Origin of the sequence: Stenotrophomonas maltophilia (assembly GCF_002799155.1) — a bacterium.
GTDB classification, from domain to species: Bacteria; Pseudomonadota; Gammaproteobacteria; order Xanthomonadales; family Xanthomonadaceae; genus Stenotrophomonas; species Stenotrophomonas maltophilia_R.
This window is the reverse complement of sequence record NZ_NERD01000002.1, coordinates 3,978,279-3,994,048: the sequence shown is the minus strand read 5'-3', so window position 1 is coordinate 3,994,048 and position 15,770 is coordinate 3,978,279. Positions and strand designations below refer to the sequence as shown.

14 protein-coding genes are annotated in these 15,770 nt (G+C 67.1%); 7 read left to right on the top strand and 7 right to left on the bottom strand.

Going from position 1 to position 15,770, the window contains the following annotated elements; genetic code table 11:
* Nucleotides 1–20: 20 nt before the first annotated feature.
* Both B9Y82_RS19105 and B9Y82_RS19100 read right to left on the bottom strand, forming a co-directional pair.
* Nucleotides 21–320, bottom strand: coding sequence for a hypothetical protein (locus B9Y82_RS19105; RefSeq protein ID WP_100474918.1), 300 nt, complete (start codon nt 318–320; stop codon nt 21–23).
* Between the two features lie 67 nt (nt 321–387).
* The gene (locus tag B9Y82_RS19100) at nt 388–1,722 is read right to left on the bottom strand and encodes an MFS transporter (RefSeq protein ID WP_100474917.1); all 1,335 of its coding nucleotides are present in this window, start codon (nt 1,720–1,722) and stop codon (nt 388–390) included.
* A gap of 224 nt (nt 1,723–1,946) precedes the next feature.
* On the opposite strand from B9Y82_RS19100, the gene yedA reads away from it, so the two are divergent.
* Together yedA and rarD are read left to right on the top strand one after the other, a co-directional pair.
* Nucleotides 1,947–2,849 (top strand): drug/metabolite exporter YedA, encoded by a 903-nt coding sequence (yedA, locus tag B9Y82_RS19095; protein ID WP_100474916.1) that lies wholly within the window; start codon nt 1,947–1,949, stop codon nt 2,847–2,849.
* Complete coding sequence (gene rarD / locus B9Y82_RS19090) at nt 2,849–3,748, top strand: EamA family transporter RarD (RefSeq protein WP_100474915.1); 900 nt, start codon at nt 2,849–2,851, stop codon at nt 3,746–3,748. Before yedA ends, rarD begins: the two co-directional genes overlap by 1 nt.
* 112 nt (nt 3,749–3,860) lie before the next feature.
* On the opposite strand, the gene B9Y82_RS19085 is transcribed toward rarD, so the two are convergent.
* On the bottom strand, nt 3,861–6,686 hold the full coding sequence (locus tag B9Y82_RS19085) for a TonB-dependent receptor (protein ID WP_100474914.1): 2,826 nt from the start codon (nt 6,684–6,686) through the stop codon (nt 3,861–3,863).
* Nucleotides 6,687–7,005: 319 nt separating this feature from the next.
* Between B9Y82_RS19085 and B9Y82_RS19080 the strand changes: the two genes are divergently transcribed.
* Nucleotides 7,006–7,344, top strand: a complete 339-nt coding sequence (locus B9Y82_RS19080) for a YrhB domain-containing protein (protein WP_219635043.1) — start codon at nt 7,006–7,008, stop codon at nt 7,342–7,344.
* A 74-nt stretch (nt 7,345–7,418) separates the two neighbouring features.
* Here B9Y82_RS19080 and B9Y82_RS19075 read toward each other — a convergent pair whose 3' ends face one another.
* From B9Y82_RS19075 to B9Y82_RS19060, 4 genes are all read right to left on the bottom strand, one after another.
* On the bottom strand, nt 7,419–8,741 hold the full coding sequence (locus B9Y82_RS19075) for an ABC transporter permease (protein WP_100474913.1): 1,323 nt from the start codon (nt 8,739–8,741) through the stop codon (nt 7,419–7,421).
* 13 nt (nt 8,742–8,754) lie between these two features.
* Nucleotides 8,755–9,912, bottom strand: coding sequence for an ABC transporter permease (locus B9Y82_RS19070; protein WP_100474912.1), 1,158 nt, complete (start codon nt 9,910–9,912; stop codon nt 8,755–8,757).
* A gap of 14 nt (nt 9,913–9,926) precedes the next feature.
* Nucleotides 9,927–10,616, bottom strand: coding sequence for an ABC transporter ATP-binding protein (locus tag B9Y82_RS19065; RefSeq protein ID WP_019661817.1), 690 nt, complete (start codon nt 10,614–10,616; stop codon nt 9,927–9,929).
* Between the two features lie 102 nt (nt 10,617–10,718).
* Nucleotides 10,719–11,969, bottom strand: a complete 1,251-nt coding sequence (locus B9Y82_RS19060) for an efflux RND transporter periplasmic adaptor subunit (RefSeq protein ID WP_100474911.1) — start codon at nt 11,967–11,969, stop codon at nt 10,719–10,721.
* Between the two features lie 202 nt (nt 11,970–12,171).
* On the opposite strand from B9Y82_RS19060, the gene B9Y82_RS19055 reads away from it, so the two are divergent.
* Genes B9Y82_RS19055 through B9Y82_RS19040 form a run of 4 tightly spaced genes read left to right on the top strand, consistent with a single transcriptional unit; the run spans nt 12,172 to nt 15,661 of the window.
* Nucleotides 12,172–13,068: an ABC transporter ATP-binding protein gene (locus B9Y82_RS19055; protein WP_100474910.1), complete on the top strand. Its 897-nt coding sequence runs from the start codon at nt 12,172–12,174 to the stop codon at nt 13,066–13,068.
* Nucleotides 13,065–13,841, top strand: coding sequence for an ABC transporter permease (locus B9Y82_RS19050; protein WP_100474909.1), 777 nt, complete (start codon nt 13,065–13,067; stop codon nt 13,839–13,841). The genes B9Y82_RS19055 and B9Y82_RS19050 overlap by 4 nt, the downstream gene beginning before the upstream one ends.
* Before the next feature lie 6 nt (nt 13,842–13,847).
* The gene (locus tag B9Y82_RS19045; protein WP_100474908.1) at nt 13,848–15,062 is read left to right on the top strand and encodes a sensor histidine kinase; all 1,215 of its coding nucleotides are present in this window, start codon (nt 13,848–13,850) and stop codon (nt 15,060–15,062) included.
* Entirely contained in the window at nt 15,059–15,661 is a 603-nt protein-coding gene (locus B9Y82_RS19040) for a response regulator transcription factor (protein WP_100474907.1), read from the top strand. Before B9Y82_RS19045 ends, B9Y82_RS19040 begins: the two co-directional genes overlap by 4 nt.
* The last annotated feature ends 109 nt before the right edge of the window (nt 15,662–15,770 follow it).

The window sequence follows — 15,770 nt, the reverse complement described above, 5'->3', positions numbered from 1 at the left end:
GTGCCGGCCAGCGGCCGGCGCTACCGTCGCTGGCGCAGCAGCTTCCACGCGCCCCAGCCGCCGGCGGCGAGCGCTGCCAGATAGCACGCCACCATCGTGCGCAGTCCCACCGGCGACCCGGAATTGATGCCGCGGTGCAGGCGCAGTTGCAGCGAGCTGTGGCCGCTGCCCAGGTCCACTGCCAGCTGCAGCGCCAGCGCGACGCAGAACACCAGCAGCGCGATCCCGAATCCGATGCGTGGCCATGCAGCCTGCGCGTTGGGGCGGCGCAGCAGCCAGGCCAATGCCGTGGCTGCGGCCAGCGTCGCCGCGATCCACATCAGCGGCGAGGCGGGAGACGCAGCGGCCACCGGCAGTGCACCGGTGGCCGCGATCAGGGCAACGCGCTTACTTGCGGGTGCCGTCGAGCCAGTTCGGGCCCTTGTTGGTGAGGAAGAACACATAGACCACCAACGATACCGCGATCGTCGCGGTCACGTAGATGGCGAACCAGTCGACGTGGCCGGTCTTCAGCGCGCCCTGGTACAGCAGCGGGGCGGTGCCGCCGAACAGCGAGTTGGCCAGCGCATAGCCCAGGCCCACGCCCAGTGCACGCACATGGGTGGGGAACAGTTCGGCCTTCACTACCGCGTTGATGGAGGTGTAACCGGTGAGGATGACGAAGGCCATGGCCAGGGTCAGGAAGGCCAGGGTGGCGTCATGCTGGTGCGGCAGCTGGGTGATCAGGTACCAGCTGTACAGCACGCCGCCGACGCCGAAGAACACCAGCAGCGTCTTGCGGCCGATGATGTCCGACAGCCAGCCACCGACCGGCTGCAGCACCATCAGGAAGGCCAGCACGCCCAGGTTGATCAGGGTGCCGGTCATCGGGTCGTTGCCGGCGAAGGCGCTCTGGATCATCTTCGGGCCGTTCACCGAGTAGGTGTAGAAGGCCACGGTGCCGCCAGCGGTGATCAGGAAGCACAGCAGCAGCGGCCGCCACTGGTGCACGAACAGTTCGTACATCGAACCGGACTTCCGTGCCTTGCCCTCGCGCGCGGCCTCGATCGACGACTCCGACAGCGACTCGTCCATGCCCCGGCGCAGCCAGAACACCACCACCGCGGCGATGCCGCCGATGCCGAAGGCGATGCGCCAGCCCCACTCGGAGATTTCCGGCTTGCCCCAGAAGGTGAGCATCAGCAGCAGGGTCAGCTGGGCCAGCACGTGGCCGCCTACCAGGGTGACGTAGTGGAAGGACGACAGGAAGCCGCGGCGGCCGGGAATGGCGGCTTCGGACATGTAGGTGGCGCTGGCGCCGTATTCGCCGCCCGTAGCGAAACCCTGCAGCAGGCGTGCGCACAGCAGGATGACTGCGGCCCAGATGCCGATGCTGGCGGCGGTGGGGGTGATGGCGATCAGGAACGAACACAGCGCCATCAACGTGACCGATACGGTCAGCGCCAGGCGGCGGCCATGGCGGTCGGCGAAGCGGCCGAAGAACCAGGCGCCGATCGGGCGCATCAGGAAGGTCGCCGCGAAGATCGCCCACACGTACATCGTGGAGTTCTTGTCGTCCGGCGAGAAGAACTGCGATTCGAAGTACACGGCAAACACCGAGTAGACGTAGACGTCATACCACTCCACCAGGTTGCCGGCGGAGCCTTTGAGGGTATTGGAGATCGACCGCCGCAGGGCGGCACGGTCGTTCGCGGGGACAGCAGGTTGGGGCGTGGTGCTCATCTGGGTGGAAATCCTCGATGCGGCGCGTCCGTGCGCAGGGAAAACGGCGCCCGGCCTTGGGGCGGCGCGGCCGGGCAGCCCCTCTTGGTACTGCATCGACCGTCAATGCGGGGTAGCAGACCAGGGCAGGGTGCATGGATGGATGACAGCGTGCCACCGTATGGGGTCCCGGACCATACTCAAAACGTCCTAGAATCCGCCTTCCCCCGGCTCCCTGGTGTGTCATGTCGGCTCCCCCCTCCTCGTCTGCGGCTGCCCCCCGGGGTGGCCTTGTCGCGCTGGCACTGCTGCTGGTCTACGTGGTCTGGGGTTCGACCTACCTGGGCATCGCCAAGGCCCTGCACGGCGGCGCACTGCCGCTGACGATGGTCTCCGGAAGCCGCTTCATCATTGCCGGCGGCCTGATGTTCCTGGCGCTGCGCCTGTTCTGGAAGCTGCCGAACCCGACCCTGCGGCAATGGCGCAACCTGGTCATCATGGGCGTGACCATGCTGGTGCTGGGCAACGGCATGGTGGTGCTGGCCGAGCGCGAGGTGTCCTCGGGCCTGGCCGCCACGGCGGTGGCCTCGGTGCCGTTGTGGATGGCGCTGTTTTCGGCGCTGCGCGGCCAGCATGCCAGCCGCGGTGAGTGGGTGGGCATCGCCATCGGCTTCCTCGGCGTGGTCTGGCTCAATGCCGGCAGCAGCCTGACCGCCTCGCCGACCGGGCTGGTGCTGCTGCTGATCGCACCGATCGGCTGGGCCTTCGGTTCGGTGTGGGCACGCGGCCTGGACCTGCCGGGCCCGTTCATGACCGCAGCCGGGCAGATGGTCTGCGGCGGCGTGCTGCTGGTGCTGATCGGCTTGGCGGTGGGCGAGCGCCCGACCACATTGCCCGACACCGGTGGCCTGCTGGCGATGGCCTACCTGTGCGTGTTCGGCTCCATCGTCGCCTTCACCGCCTACGTGTGGCTGCTGCAGAACGTGCGCCCGGCGCTGGCCGGCAGCTATGCCTACGTCAATCCGGTGATCGCGGTGCTGCTGGGCGCGCTGCTCAACGGTGAGCGCTTCGGTTGGCGCGACCTGCTGGCGATGGCGGTGATTCTTCTGGGCGTGGTGGTACTGACGATGGCAAGGACGCGAAAGTGATGAGCATGGACGAGAACGAACAACGCCGGGGCCTGCTGGTCACCGCATCCACCTTCGTGATCTGGGGCCTGGTGCCGGTCTATTGGCACCTGCTCAACGAGGTGCCGTCGTTCCAGATCATCGCCCACCGCATCATCTGGAGCACGGTGATGGTGCTGGGTTGGCTGCTGATCAGCGCGCGCCTGGGCTGGTGGCGGAAGATCGCTGCACAGCCGCGCGCGCTGCCGATCCTGCTGGTGTCGAGCCTGACCATCGCCTTCAACTGGGGCCTGTACATCTGGGCGGTCAACGCAGGCCATGTCATCGAGACCAGCCTGGGCTACTTCATCAACCCGCTGGTGAACGTGCTGCTGGGCGTGCTGGTGCTGAAGGAACGCCTGCGCCGGCTGCAATGGGTGGCGGTGGCGATGGCGGCGGTGGGCGTGGCCTGGCTGACCATCGACGCCGGCACACCGCCGTGGATCGCGCTGGGCCTGGCCTGTTCGTTCGGCCTGTATGGCCTGCTGCGCAAGCTGGTTTCGGTCGACCCGGTGGCCGGCCTGGGCGTGGAAAGCCTGTACCTGTTCCTGCCGGCCCTGGCCTTCGCGATCTGGGCGGAGAATGGCCATGGCGGCGCGTTCTTCCATGGCTGGGGCTGGCGCAACGACCTGCTGCTGATCTTCGGCGGCGCAGTCACCGCCGTGCCGCTGATCGGCTTCGCCTACGGCGTGAAGCGCATTCCGCTGTCGCTGGTCGGCATCCTGCAGTACATCGCGCCGAGCCTGCAGCTGCTGCTGGGTGTGTTCTTCTTCCACGAAGCGTTCGACACCGCCAAGGCGGTCGGCTTTGCCGCGATCTGGGCCGGCCTGGTGCTGTTCGTCGGCGACAACATCCGCACGATGCGCGCCGCGAGGCGCTGACCGGATCCGACCCCGCTTCCCGGAAAAAAGAACGGCGCCCCGAGGGGCGCCGTTCTGCTTCCATCCACGGCCAGGAGAGAGGGATGGCCGTGGCGGGAACGCGGTTGCAGGCTTAGAAGCGCTGCTGGTACTTCATGTACATGAAGCGTCCGATGTCGAAGCCACCGTAGTAGGTGAAGCTGCTGTTCGGTTGGCTGTACATGATCGGGCCCTGGTGGTTGAACACGTTGTTCACGCCCAGCGACACGGTGCCATCCCACGGCAGGCTGTAACGCACCTGCAGGTCGTGGAAGGTGTTGGAGCCCACCTTGTTGGTCGGCGATGCGCTGGTGTATGACGAGTTGAAGCCCGGCATGTTGCACTCGTCCATGTACGAGCACTTCTCCTTCATGCTGGAGTAGTAGCGCGCGGTCCAGCCGATGCCGAGGTCGCCGTACTGCCAATCCAGGTTGAAGGTGGAGCGCACGCGGAAGTCGCCCGCCCAACCGGTACGCTGTTCCACCGGGGTGGTGGCGGCACTGTCGTTGCGCTGCTCCAGGTAGTCGGTGTAGGTGGTGTTCCAGTTGACGGCGAACTTGCCGAACGCGGTTTCCGGCAGGCGGTAACGCACGTTGATGTCATAGCCGGCGGTTTCGCGGTAGCCCGCGTTGACCAGCGAGCGGTCCAGCGCGTTGACCTGGCCGTTGCTGCCACGGGTGAAGCGGCCGCAGGCGGCATCCGAACCCTGCACGTAGCACTGTTCCAGGATGTTGGTGGCCGACTCACCAACGATGGCGTTGTCGATGCGGATCTTCCACCAGTCCAGGCTGAGGTCCAGGCCCTGCACGAAGTCCGGGCTGTAGACCAGGCCCACGGTCCAGGTCTTGGCGGTTTCCGGCTTCAGGTCCGGGTTGGAACCCGAGCTGAAATCGGTGGTGGCCTGCTGGCCGGGCTTGGTGGCCACGCTGCCATCGCTGTTGAGCTGGCGGAAGTTGGCCGGCACCTTCAGCGCCTGGCAACGGGCAGCAACGGTCGGGCTGGTGGCGGCGGTACCGAAGGAGGTATCGCACGGGTCGGTGAACGAGTCGCGACTGCTGACGGTGCCACCGTACAGGTCATCCACGGTCGGCGCACGGAAGCCGGTGCCATAGGTGGCGCGCACCAGCAGGCTGTCGATCGGCTTCCACTTCAGGCCGAACTTGCTGTTGGTGGTCGAACCGAAGTTGTTGTAGTCCGAGTAACGACCGGCCATGTCCAGCGACAGTTCGCGGGCGAACGGCAGGTCGGCCAGCAGCGGCACCTGCAGTTCCAGGTAGACCTCGTTGAGCGAGTAGTTGCCGCGGGTCGGCTGGCCGCTGGTGCCGGCGATCTCGCCCTTCTGCACCATCGTGTCCGGGGTGTAGCTGGCTTCTTCGCTGCGGTGCTCGAAGCCCATCGCGGCCAGGATGTCGCCGGCCGGCAGGGTGAACAGCGAACCGGAGATGTTGCCGCTGGCGACCTTGGTGGTGCTCTGCATCTTGTCGACGAAGCGGGTGAACAGGTAGTCCTGCACGTCCTGGTTGCTCAGCGAGCCAGGGCCGGTGTAACCCATCGGGGCGGCCGGGTTCCACGGCACGCAGCCGGCGATCACCGCGCCCGGCGCACCGCAACGGGCCACGCCGCCGTCCATGAAGGACGGGCCGACGGCCAGGTTGACGTGCGGCTGGTACATGCTGCCGGTACCGATGCGCTCGCCTTCGTTGCGGTTGTACATGTAGTTGACGTTCCAGTCCCAGTACCGCGAACCGGTTTCGAAGCTGCCTTCCAGGCCGATGCTGGCGCGCTTGGTTTCCAGGTTGTTCTCGGTGCCGCGCGGCAGTTCCTCGGTGCGGTGCGCGAACAGCGCGTCCTGGCCCCACAGGTTGAACGTGCTGTCCTTGGACAGGGCGGCACGGCTGCCATTGCGGGCCTGTGCGGCGCTGACCGAGTACGGGTAGCCGGCCAGGTGCTTGGTCGATTCGCGCTTGCTGTACAGCGCGTCGGCGACGATGCGCAGGTTGTCGGTGATCGAGAAGCCACCGTTGGCGAACACCGAGGTGCGCTCCAGGCCGGTCAGCAGGCTCATGTTCGACTTGGTGTTGGCACCATCGGCCGGATCCGGCGCGTGGAAGTTACCGGCCTTGCTCGGGTCGCCGCCCGGGCCCACGGTCAGGTTCCTGCCGCCGACGGTGACGCTGCCCCACGGGGTGTTGCCGTTGAGGCCATCGTTCGGGTGGCGCGGGCCGTTGGTGTAGCGGCTGAACTCGCGGTCCTTGCCCAGCACCTCGTCTTCCTTGGTGCGCTCGGCGCCTACGCTGAACCAGCCGCGGTCGAAGGTCTTGCCGAAGGTCGCGCTGTAGGCGCGCTTCTGGCCGTCACCCTGGCCGTACTGGCCGACATAGACGCTGGCTTCGCCACCATCGAAATTCTTGCGGGTGATGATGTTGACCACGCCGGCAATGGCATCGGAGCCGTACAGCGCGGAGGCACCGTCGGTCAGCACTTCCACGCGCTCGACGATGGACGACGGGATCGAGGCCAGGTCGGAGTAACCGCCGGCGCTGACGCCCATGCGGCGGCCGTCGATCAGCACCAGGCTGCGTTCCGGGCCCAGGTTGCGCAGGCTGACGTACATGCCGCCGAAATCGCGCGAGGAGGTCAGCGAAGACGCGCGGCTCATGCTCGGCGCACCGGCGGCAGGAATGTCCTGCAGGATGTCGGCGACGTTGACGTAGCCCTTCTTCTCGATCTCGGCGCGATTGAGCGCGACCACCGGCTGTGCGGTTTCGACACTGGCCTGGCGGATGCGCGAGCCGGTGATTTCGATGCGGTCGAGGTTGGTCGGGGTATCGCCAGTGCTCTGTGCGAAGGCGGGGGTGGTGCAGCTGGCGGCCAGCGCGATGACGATCGCGTTGCGCAGCGGATTGGTTTTCAGGGACATCCGTGAAATCTCGTGTTTCAGTAAAAACAAGCGCCCGTTCTATGGGCGCGTGGGGTGCTGCAAACCAACGTGGGGGGCGCGATTCTAGAATGTTTCCATTCGTAACTGTTTGTCTCGGCGCCGCTGGAAGTGCGCGAAAATGAATCGCAACCAACAATCCACAGATGCGCTGTGCGCAGCGTCACGCGCGCTGCGTTTGCGATGGGAAGAGGCATCGATAGCGGCACAAACCCGGCATGCTTGAGCGGTTGCGACAACACGTCGCAGTGCACAACCATGCCCAGTCGCTCTTCAGTTGCGACGCGCCCACCTGCATGGAATGCTCGTCTCGTTGTCACCGAACGAAGGAGATGAAGGAGTGATTCATCTTGAAGAGGCACGCCGTCGCGTAGAGGCTGCACTTGTCGACGACGAAGAACCGGTTGTCATTACGAACGAGCATGAGGTGGTCGAAGGCTGGCTGTTCTGCTTCCAGTCGTTGCGCTACCTGCAATCCGGCGAGATCTCAGACGCGCTGGCCGGCAATGGGCCGATCTTCTTCGACAGGCAGACGGGCGAGCAGCACGCGCTGGGCACGGCATATGCGCCTGAAGAAGCCCTGCGTCAGCATCTGGCACTGCGCGCCCTGCCGTCTGATGCCGCGGCGGCGGATTTCTGAGTTCGGCAACGAAAAAGGGACGGAGCTTTCGCTCCGTCCCTCTGCAGGATGCGCAGTCTGTCGCTGCGTGATGCTCAGGTTTCGCGCAGCGCCGTGGTGATCGGCAAACGTGCCGCGCGCAGTGCGGGGAACAGGCCACCGACCAGGCCGATGCCCAGTGCCCATTTCAGGCCGGTCCACAGCAGTTCCGGCGAGACGTGGAACTTGAACACCACCGCACTGAAGTTGCTGCCGATGGTGGACACGCTGTAGCCATTGAACAGCAGCCATGCAACCGCACAGCCCAGCAGGCCACCCAGCAGCGCCAGCAGCATCGTCTCCAGCATCACCGCCGTCACCACCGGCAGGCCGCGGAAGCCGATCGCGCGCATGGTGGCGATCTCGCGGGCACGCGTGGCCACCGCTGCGTACATGGTGTTGAGCGCGCCGAACACCGCACCGACCGCCATGATCGTGCCGATCACCTTACCCAGGATGTCGATCAGCTTGGTCAGCCCGCCGCCCTGCTTGCTGTAGTAGACGCGGGTGGTTTCCACGTCCAGTTTCAGGCGCGGGTCGGCGGCGACGGCGGCCTTGAACTGCTCGAAGCCAGGCTTGCCATCGGTGCGCACGCTGATCGACTGCCACGCACTGCGCTGGTAGGTGGTGGCCAACGTATCGGCGTCGGTCCACAGTTCCGAATCATGCGCATCGCCGGTGGCGAACACACCCACCACGGTCCAGGTCTGGTTGCCAAGGGTCAGCGTCTTGCCAACGTCCAGATCGCGGAACTGGCCCTTGGCGCCTTGGCCAACCACGATCTCACGCAGGCCGGTAGCGAACTTGCGGCCTTCGACGATCTTGACCTTGTCATGCACCGCCCACGCCTGCGGGCCCACGCCGCGGAACTGCGCATTGACGTCGGTGCCATCGGACTTCGACACCAGGTTGACCACCTGCGACAGCTCCGGCGACAGCAGCGGCCGGCCCTGCGCATCGCGGCTGATGCCGGGCAGGGTGGACAGCATCGGTACCTGCTCTCGGGTGATCACCGAGTTGGTTTCGGCCTGCGAGCCGCCACGCAGCACGATGGCGGTGGTGTCATCGCCGGTGTTGTTGAGCGTGGCCTGGAAGCCTTCGCCCATCGCCAGCATCGCCACCAGCACGCCGACCACGCCGGCGATGCCGACCACGATCACCGAGGAGGCGCCCCAGCGCTGCGGCAGGCTGGCCACGCCGATGCGGGTGGCGGCCAGCGCCAGCCGTCCGCCGCGGGTCAGCAGCAGCCACAGTGCCACCAGCACGGCCACGGCCAGCACGCCGATCCACGGCAGGCTGATCCACAGCACCAGGCCGACCACCAGCAGCAGCACCGTCACGCCGTTGCCCAGCCACTTCTTGAGTTTGCTCTTGAACATGTCTGTGTCCTCCTCAGCGGCCGGCCAGTGCGTCGACGATCTTCAGGCGCTTGGCACGCAGCGCCGGCAACAGGCCGACGATGATGCCGATCACCACGATCAGGCCCAGCCCCATCAGCCAGGTCGGCGTCGGCACGTGCGGCGGCAGCATGCCCATGCTCTTCGGGCCGATGGCCGGCAGGATCAGCGCGGCCAGGCCCATGCCGATCAGGCCGCCCAGGCCGATCAGCAGCACCGACTCCACCATCACCAGGGTCAGCACGGTGCTGTCCTTGAAGCCCAGCGTCTTCAACGTGGCCAGCTCCGGCACGCGCTCGCGCACGGCCTGCGCCATGGTGTTGCCGGTCAACAGCAGCAGGGTGAAGAACACCGCGCCCATGATCGAGGTGACGATCATGCCGATGTCGGCGAACTGCTTGACGAAGGCCTGCTGGAACGCCGATTCGGTCTGGGTCTTGGTCTCGTGGTCGGAGTTGGCCGAGATCGCGTCGATCGCCTGCGCCACCCGCGAGGAGTGGTCCGGGTTGTCCAGCGTCACCGTGTACCAGCTCACCTGGTTCTTGATGTAATCGTTGGATTCATCGAAGTACTTCCAGTTCATCATCAACTGGCGTTCTTCATTGGCGGCCAGCGCACGGTCCTTGGAGCGGTAGATGCCCTTGAGCACCAGCGGCCAGTCGTTGCTGCCGCCACGCGGGAAGATCGTTGCCTGCAGCGGGATGGTGTCGCCGATCTTCCAGCCGAACTGCTTGGCCAGGGTCTCGCCGACGATGGCGCCGGTGCGGGTCTGCTTCCAGTCTTCCAGCTGCGCCGGGTCGATCTGCAGCTCGCGGTAGACATCGAAGTAGTTGGGCGATACCGAGAAGTTCGGGAAGAAGTTCTTCGGGTCCTGGTAGATGCCACCGAACCACATGCCATAGGCCACGTCGCGCACGCCAGCGACCTGCCGCACCTGCGTTTCCAGGCGGATCGGCAGTGACTGGGTGATCGACAGCCGCGAAGCGACCACCAGCCGGTTGGCCCCTTCCACGCTGCCGCCGGAGGTGAACGCCACGCGCACCGAGTCGAGCATGCCGAACAGCAGGAACGCGGCTACTACCGAGAGCAGGGTCAGCAGGGTGCGCGTGCGGCTGCGGAACAGCTGCGCCCACACCAACGAGAAGTATTTCATCGCCGTGGCCTCCGTCAGTGGGCCAGCGGCGCGTCGGCCAGCTCGCCCTTGTCCAGGTGCACCGTGTGCGTGGCGTACTCGGCGGCCTTCGGGTCATGGGTGACCATGATGATGGTCTTGCCATGCTCGCGGTTGAGCTGCTGCAGCAGGCCGAGGATCTCCTCGGCGGACTGGCGGTCGAGGTCGCCGGTGGGTTCGTCGCAGATCAGGAAGGTCGGGTCGGAGACGATCGCCCTGGCGATCGCCACGCGCTGCTGCTGGCCGCCGGACAATTCATTCGGGCGGTGGCTGCGGCGGTCGGCCAGGCCGACCAGGGTCAGCGCGATCTCCGCATTGCGGCGGCGCTGGGCGGCATTGAGGTGGGTCAGCAGCAGCGGCAGCTCCACGTTCTTCTGTGCGGTCAGCATCGGCATCAGGTTGTAGAACTGGAACACGAAGCCGACATGATGGCTGCGCCAGGTCGACAGCTGGCCGCCGCTCATCTGGTCGATGCGCTCGCCCTCGATGCTGATTTCGCCGCCGCTGGGATTGTCCAGCCCGCCGATCAGGTTGAGCAGGGTGGTCTTGCCCGAACCGGACGGGCCCATCAGCGCGACGAAGTCGCCGCGGGCGATGTCCAGGTCGATGCCGTGCAGCACCTGCACTTTCTCGGGACCACGCTGGTAGGTCTTGGTGATGTTGCGCAGTGAAACCAGGGTCGACATGGGTGGTTCTCCACGGAAGGCAGGAAACAGGGAAACGCGCCGGCGGCGGCCGCGGGCGTGCGTCGAACGGTGCTGCCGGCGGCGCCCGTGGGCGCCAGGCCGTTACTGCGCTTGTTTCTGTTGCACCTTGGCGCCATCGCGCAGGGTGTCGGGCGGGTTCACCACCACCGATTCACCTGCGCTCACGCCCTTGAGGATCTGGCGGTCCTTGCCCATCGCCTGGCCGGCCTCGACCGTGCGCTGCTGCACGCGGTTCTCATCACCCAGCACAAAGGCCACCGAGGCGCCCTCGCGCTGGACCACGGCGCCGCCCGGCACGCGCACGCCCTGCGGCTTGGCCGCGGCCTGCGGCTGCGCCTGTTCCAGGAAGCTGACCCGCACGCCCATCTCCGGCACGATGCGCGGGTCCTTCACCTTCAGCGCCACGCGCACCTTCACCGTGGCCTTGCCGCGGTCGGCGGTGGGGATGATGGCGATCACCTCGCCGGGAATCTTCCATTCCGGGTAGGCGTTGAGCGTGGCTTCCACCGGCATCTTGGGCTGCACGCGGCCGATGAAGGCCTCGCCGACCTCGACTTCGATCTCCAGCGAGTCCATGTCGACGATGGTGCCGATGCCGGTACGGGTGAAGCCACCGCCGGCCGACAGCGGCGAAACGATTTCGCCCGGCTGCGCCGCCTTGGCGGTGACCACGCCGGAGAACGGTGCGCGCACGATGTTGTTGTCCACGCCCAGGTCGGCGATGGCCAGCTGGTCGTGGGCAACCTTGACGTTGCGCTGTGCGGTGTCCAGCTGCGCGCGCAGGCTGTCGCGCTGGGCCACGGCCTGGTCGTACTGCGAGCGCGACACCAGCTGCTGGCCGACCAGCGCCTGCAGGCGGCTGGCTTCGGCGGCAGCTTGCCGCTGCTGCGCCTCCAACCCGGCGACCTGGCTGCGCGCGGCCTGCAGCTGCGAGGCGTACAGGCTGCGCTGGGCGTCGGCATCGATCGGGTCCAGCGTGGCCATGATCTGGCCCTGCTCCACCCGCATGCCTTCCTCGATCATCACCTCACGCACCTTGCCGGTGATCTTGGCCGAGACCGTGGCCATGCGACGGGCGACCACGTAACCACTGGCGTCGAGCACCGAACTGCTGGCGCTGCCCTGCTGGATGGCCACGGCGGGGGCGGTTTCCACGTCCACCGCCGGCGCGCGGCCGAACAGGGCGAAGGCCGCAGCGGCCAGCAGCAACACGACCACGATGATCGCGATCCACAGCCAACGGCGGCCACCGCCATTGCTGCCACCACCGGAGGCGGGCGGCGGCTTGCGTTCGATACGGAGTTCCTTCAACAGCTCGGCAGAAGCGTTCATTCGTTCCATCACAGGCGTTCGGGCGGGTGTGGCCGGAAGCGCAGACGGCGGCGGTTCCGGCGGTGGAGCGTGCGGCACAGCATGAAGGCAGGCACAGCGATGACGGCAGTGACAGCTGTCACCCGATGACACTGACGGCAGCAACTGCGAAATGTGACCACGGCGGCACAGGATGGCAACGTCCCCGCTACCGGTACCGCCCATGAATCCGATCGCCCCGTCGCTGGCCCGCCTGCAGCAGGTGCAGGTGCGCTACCGCGACCATACCGCCCTGCATGGCATCGACCTGCAGGTCCGTGCTGGCCAGGTGCTGGCGTTGCTGGGCCGCAACGGTGCCGGCAAGAGTACCGCGATCAGCGTGCTGTTGGGCCTGCGCCGTGTCGACGCCGGCCAGGTCGAACTGCTCGGCGGCGACCCGCAGCATCGCGCCAGCCGCCTCGGCCTGGGCGTGATGCTGCAGAGCACCAGCCTGCCAGCGATGCTGCAGGTGGATGAACTGGTGGCGCAGGCCAGCGCCTGCTATCCCGACCCGATGCCGTTGCAGGAGGTGCTGCAGCGCGCGGGCCTGCAGGCGCTGGCGCGCCGTCGCTATGGCCAGCTGTCCGGCGGCCAGCAGCGTGCCGTGCAGTTCGCCATCGCCCTGTGTGGCCGCCCACGCGTGCTGTTCCTGGACGAGCCCACCACCGGCCTGGACATCCAGGCGCGGCAGGCGATGTGGCAGGCGATCCGGCAGCTGGTGGCCGAAGGCTGCGGTGTGCTGCTGACCACCCATTACCTGGAGGAGGCTGAAGCGCTGGCGCAGCGGGTGGTGGTGCTGGAGCAGGGGCGGGTGCTGGCCGATGCGCCATTGAGCGAGCTGCGCCTGACTGATCGGCCGCGCCGCATCCGCTGCCGCAGTGTGCTGCCTGCTGAAGACGTACTGCGGTGGCCGGGCGTGCAGGAGGTACAGCGTGACGGCGAATACCTGCAGCTGCTGGCGAGCCCGGCCGAGCCGGTGGTGGCCCGCCTGCTGGCTGCCGACGCGCAGCTGCGCGAACTGGAAGTACAGGGCGCGGCGCTGGCTGACGCCTTCCTCGACATGACCCGGGAGGCTGCATGAACACCCTGATCCGACCCGCCGGGCAACCGCTGCCTGTGTGGCGGCAGGTACTGCGCCCCTACCGTGCCGAACTGCTGGCCGAACTGCGCCGGGCCTGGCGCACGCCGGCGTTCGCAGTGCCCTCGCTGCTGTTCCCGGTGCTGTTCTACCTGCTGTTCGGCGTGCTGCTGGGGCGCGGTCACGCGCCACTGTACCTGCTGGCCACCTACTGCGTGTTTGGTGCGATGGCCCCGGCGCTGTTCGGCTTCGGCGTGCAGCTGGCGCTGGACCGCGAAGGCGGCCTGCTGACCCTCAAGCGCGCGCTGCCGATGCCGACGGCAGCACCGCTGCTGGCACGGCTGGCCATGGCGGTGATGTTCGCGCTGCTGGTGGCCTCGCTGCTGATCGGCGTGGCACACGCGTTCGGTGGCGTGCAGCTGCATGCGCTGCAGGTGCTGCAGCTGCTGGCGGTGGCGGGCCTGGCGGCACTGCCGCTGGGGGCGATCGGCCTGCTGATCGGCAGCCATGCCAGTGCCAGCGCGGCGCCGGCGATGGTCAACCTGGTCTACCTGCCGCTGGCCCTGCTGTCGGGCCTGTGGTTGCCGCTGTCGGCGCTGCCCACCGTGTTCTCGACGATGGCACCGCTGTGGCCGACCTGGCATCTGGCGCAGCTGGCGTTGCCGGTTGTCGGGCTGCCCTCCCCGGGCAGTCTCGCCGGCCATCTGCTGGTGCTGCTGGTGGTCACGGTAGTGGCGCTGCTGTTGGCACGGCGCCGCCTGCGCCGGATCGGCTGAACTGGCATGATCGGCAGCGATCGTCCCCGCCTGGATCCGCCCGTGCCACCGAGCTGGCTTGCCTCCCTGCTGCGCCCCGCACCGGATTCGGCGGTGGCCGAGCTGCTGCGACGTGGCAAGTCGCCCTGGGGCGGTGCGATCCACCTTCTGTGGTCGGTATGGATCTTCCTCACCCCGGTGCTGGGGAACGGCTTCACCCTGCGCTGGCTGCTGCTGACTCTGGTCAGCTATCCGCTGTTCCTGCTGTTCTACGCCAAGGTGATGCTGGCGCCACGGCACCATGCATGGCGCTATGCGCTGGGCATGATCGTGATGGCCCTGGTACTGCTGCCGTGGTATCCCTCGGGACTGAGCTATTTCGTGTTCGGCTGCGTGATGATCCGCATGAGCGGGCGGGGCGGCTGGTGGCAGTATCTTCTGCAGCTCGCTGGGTTGAACCTTCTGTTTTGCAGCACCGCGCTGTACTTCGGTTATCCGTGGCAGGCCATGGTGTGGATGCCGGCGGTTTCGTTCATCGTCGGGCTGGTGGTGAACGTGGAGGCCCTGAGCCAGCAGCGCGACGTTGCCCTGCAGCTGTCCCAGGACGAGGTGCGGCGGCTGGCAACCACCGCCGAGCGCGAGCGCATCGGCCGCGACCTGCACGACCTGCTCGGCCATACCCTGTCGCTGATCACGTTGAAACTGGAACTGGCGCGCAAGCTGCACGACCGTGGCGATGCGCGCGCGCGGCAGGAGATCGGGGAAGCCGAGGCGATCGCCCGCGAAGCGCTGGCACAGGTGCGCAGTGCGGTGACCGGCATCCGCGCCAGCGACCTCGCTGGCGAGCTGGCATCGGCACGCCTGCTGCTGGAATGCCAGCAGGTACATCTGCAGTACACGACGCCACCTGCCATGCCGGTGGACGTGGAACGTGGCCTGGCACTGGTGCTGCGCGAGGCGGCAACCAATATCGTGCGCCATGCGCAGGCGACCCGGGTGCAGGTGGATTTCACGCTTGAGGAACGACAGTTGGCGATGCAGATACGCGATGACGGCCGTGGCGGCGTGCAGGCCGAGGGCAATGGACTGTGCGGCATGCGTGAGCGGGCCGCAGCACTCGGTGGCCAGTTGACGCTGCAGTCGCCGCGCGGGGCCGGCACAGTGCTGACGGTACGGGTGCCGTTGATGGCCGCGACCACGCCGCTGTCGTCCACGTCGTTGGCGCAGGACGGTGCCGCATGATCCGCATCCTGTTGGCCGAAGACCAGGCGATGGTGCGCGGTGCACTGTCGGCGCTGCTGGGCCTGGAGCCGGATATCGAGGTGCTGGGCAGCGCCGCCGATGGCGAAACCGCGTGGCGGATGCTGCAGCAGCTGCAACCGGACATCCTGGTTACCGACATCGAGATGCCCGGGCTGTCCGGTCTGGAACTGGCGCAGCGCATCGCCCGCCACGAACTGCCGATCAAGGTGGTGATCGTGACCACCTTCGCCCGTGCCGGTTTCCTGCGCCGCGCGCTGGAGGCGGGCGTGCTGGGCTACCTGCTGAAGGACGCACCGGCCGAGAACCTGGCCGACGCGCTGCGCAAGGTGAAGCAGGGCATCCGCGCGATCGACCCGCAGCTGGCACTGGATGCGTGGTCGCAGGCCGATCCACTGACCGACCGTGAGCGCCGCGTGCTGCGGCTGGCGGGCGAGGGCCGCAGCGCGAGCGAGATTGCCGAGCAGTTGGGGTTGTCGCACGGTACGGTGCGCAATTACCTGTCCGAGTGCATCGGCAAGCTGGGCGTGGCCAATCGGATCGAGGCGTATCGGCTGGCGCGGCAGAAGGGGTGGTTGTAGGGGCGGCCTGCCTTTCCTGGTGATGTCGTTTCCGCGACGGCGGAGGGGTGTCACTTTCTTTGCTCGTGCAAAGAAAGTAACCAAAGAAACACGCCGCCAGAGCGCGAGC

Coding starts and splice junctions, on each gene's coding strand:
- B9Y82_RS19105 (WP_100474918.1), bottom strand. CDS start 320: ATGTGGATCGCGGCGACGCTGGCCGCAGCCACGGCATTGGCCTGGCTG.
- B9Y82_RS19100 (WP_100474917.1), bottom strand. CDS start 1,722: ATGAGCACCACGCCCCAACCTGCTGTCCCCGCGAACGACCGTGCCGCC.
- yedA (WP_100474916.1), top strand. CDS start 1,947: ATGTCGGCTCCCCCCTCCTCGTCTGCGGCTGCCCCCCGGGGTGGCCTT.
- rarD (WP_100474915.1), top strand. CDS start 2,849: ATGAGCATGGACGAGAACGAACAACGCCGGGGCCTGCTGGTCACCGCA.
- B9Y82_RS19085 (WP_100474914.1), bottom strand. CDS start 6,686: ATGTCCCTGAAAACCAATCCGCTGCGCAACGCGATCGTCATCGCGCTG.
- B9Y82_RS19080 (WP_219635043.1), top strand. CDS start 7,006: ATGCTCGTCTCGTTGTCACCGAACGAAGGAGATGAAGGAGTGATTCAT.
- B9Y82_RS19075 (WP_100474913.1), bottom strand. CDS start 8,741: ATGTTCAAGAGCAAACTCAAGAAGTGGCTGGGCAACGGCGTGACGGTG.
- B9Y82_RS19070 (WP_100474912.1), bottom strand. CDS start 9,912: ATGAAATACTTCTCGTTGGTGTGGGCGCAGCTGTTCCGCAGCCGCACG.
- B9Y82_RS19065 (WP_019661817.1), bottom strand. CDS start 10,616: ATGTCGACCCTGGTTTCACTGCGCAACATCACCAAGACCTACCAGCGT.
- B9Y82_RS19060 (WP_100474911.1), bottom strand. CDS start 11,969: ATGAACGCTTCTGCCGAGCTGTTGAAGGAACTCCGTATCGAACGCAAG.
- B9Y82_RS19055 (WP_100474910.1), top strand. CDS start 12,172: ATGAATCCGATCGCCCCGTCGCTGGCCCGCCTGCAGCAGGTGCAGGTG.
- B9Y82_RS19050 (WP_100474909.1), top strand. CDS start 13,065: ATGAACACCCTGATCCGACCCGCCGGGCAACCGCTGCCTGTGTGGCGG.
- B9Y82_RS19045 (WP_100474908.1), top strand. CDS start 13,848: ATGATCGGCAGCGATCGTCCCCGCCTGGATCCGCCCGTGCCACCGAGC.
- B9Y82_RS19040 (WP_100474907.1), top strand. CDS start 15,059: ATGATCCGCATCCTGTTGGCCGAAGACCAGGCGATGGTGCGCGGTGCA.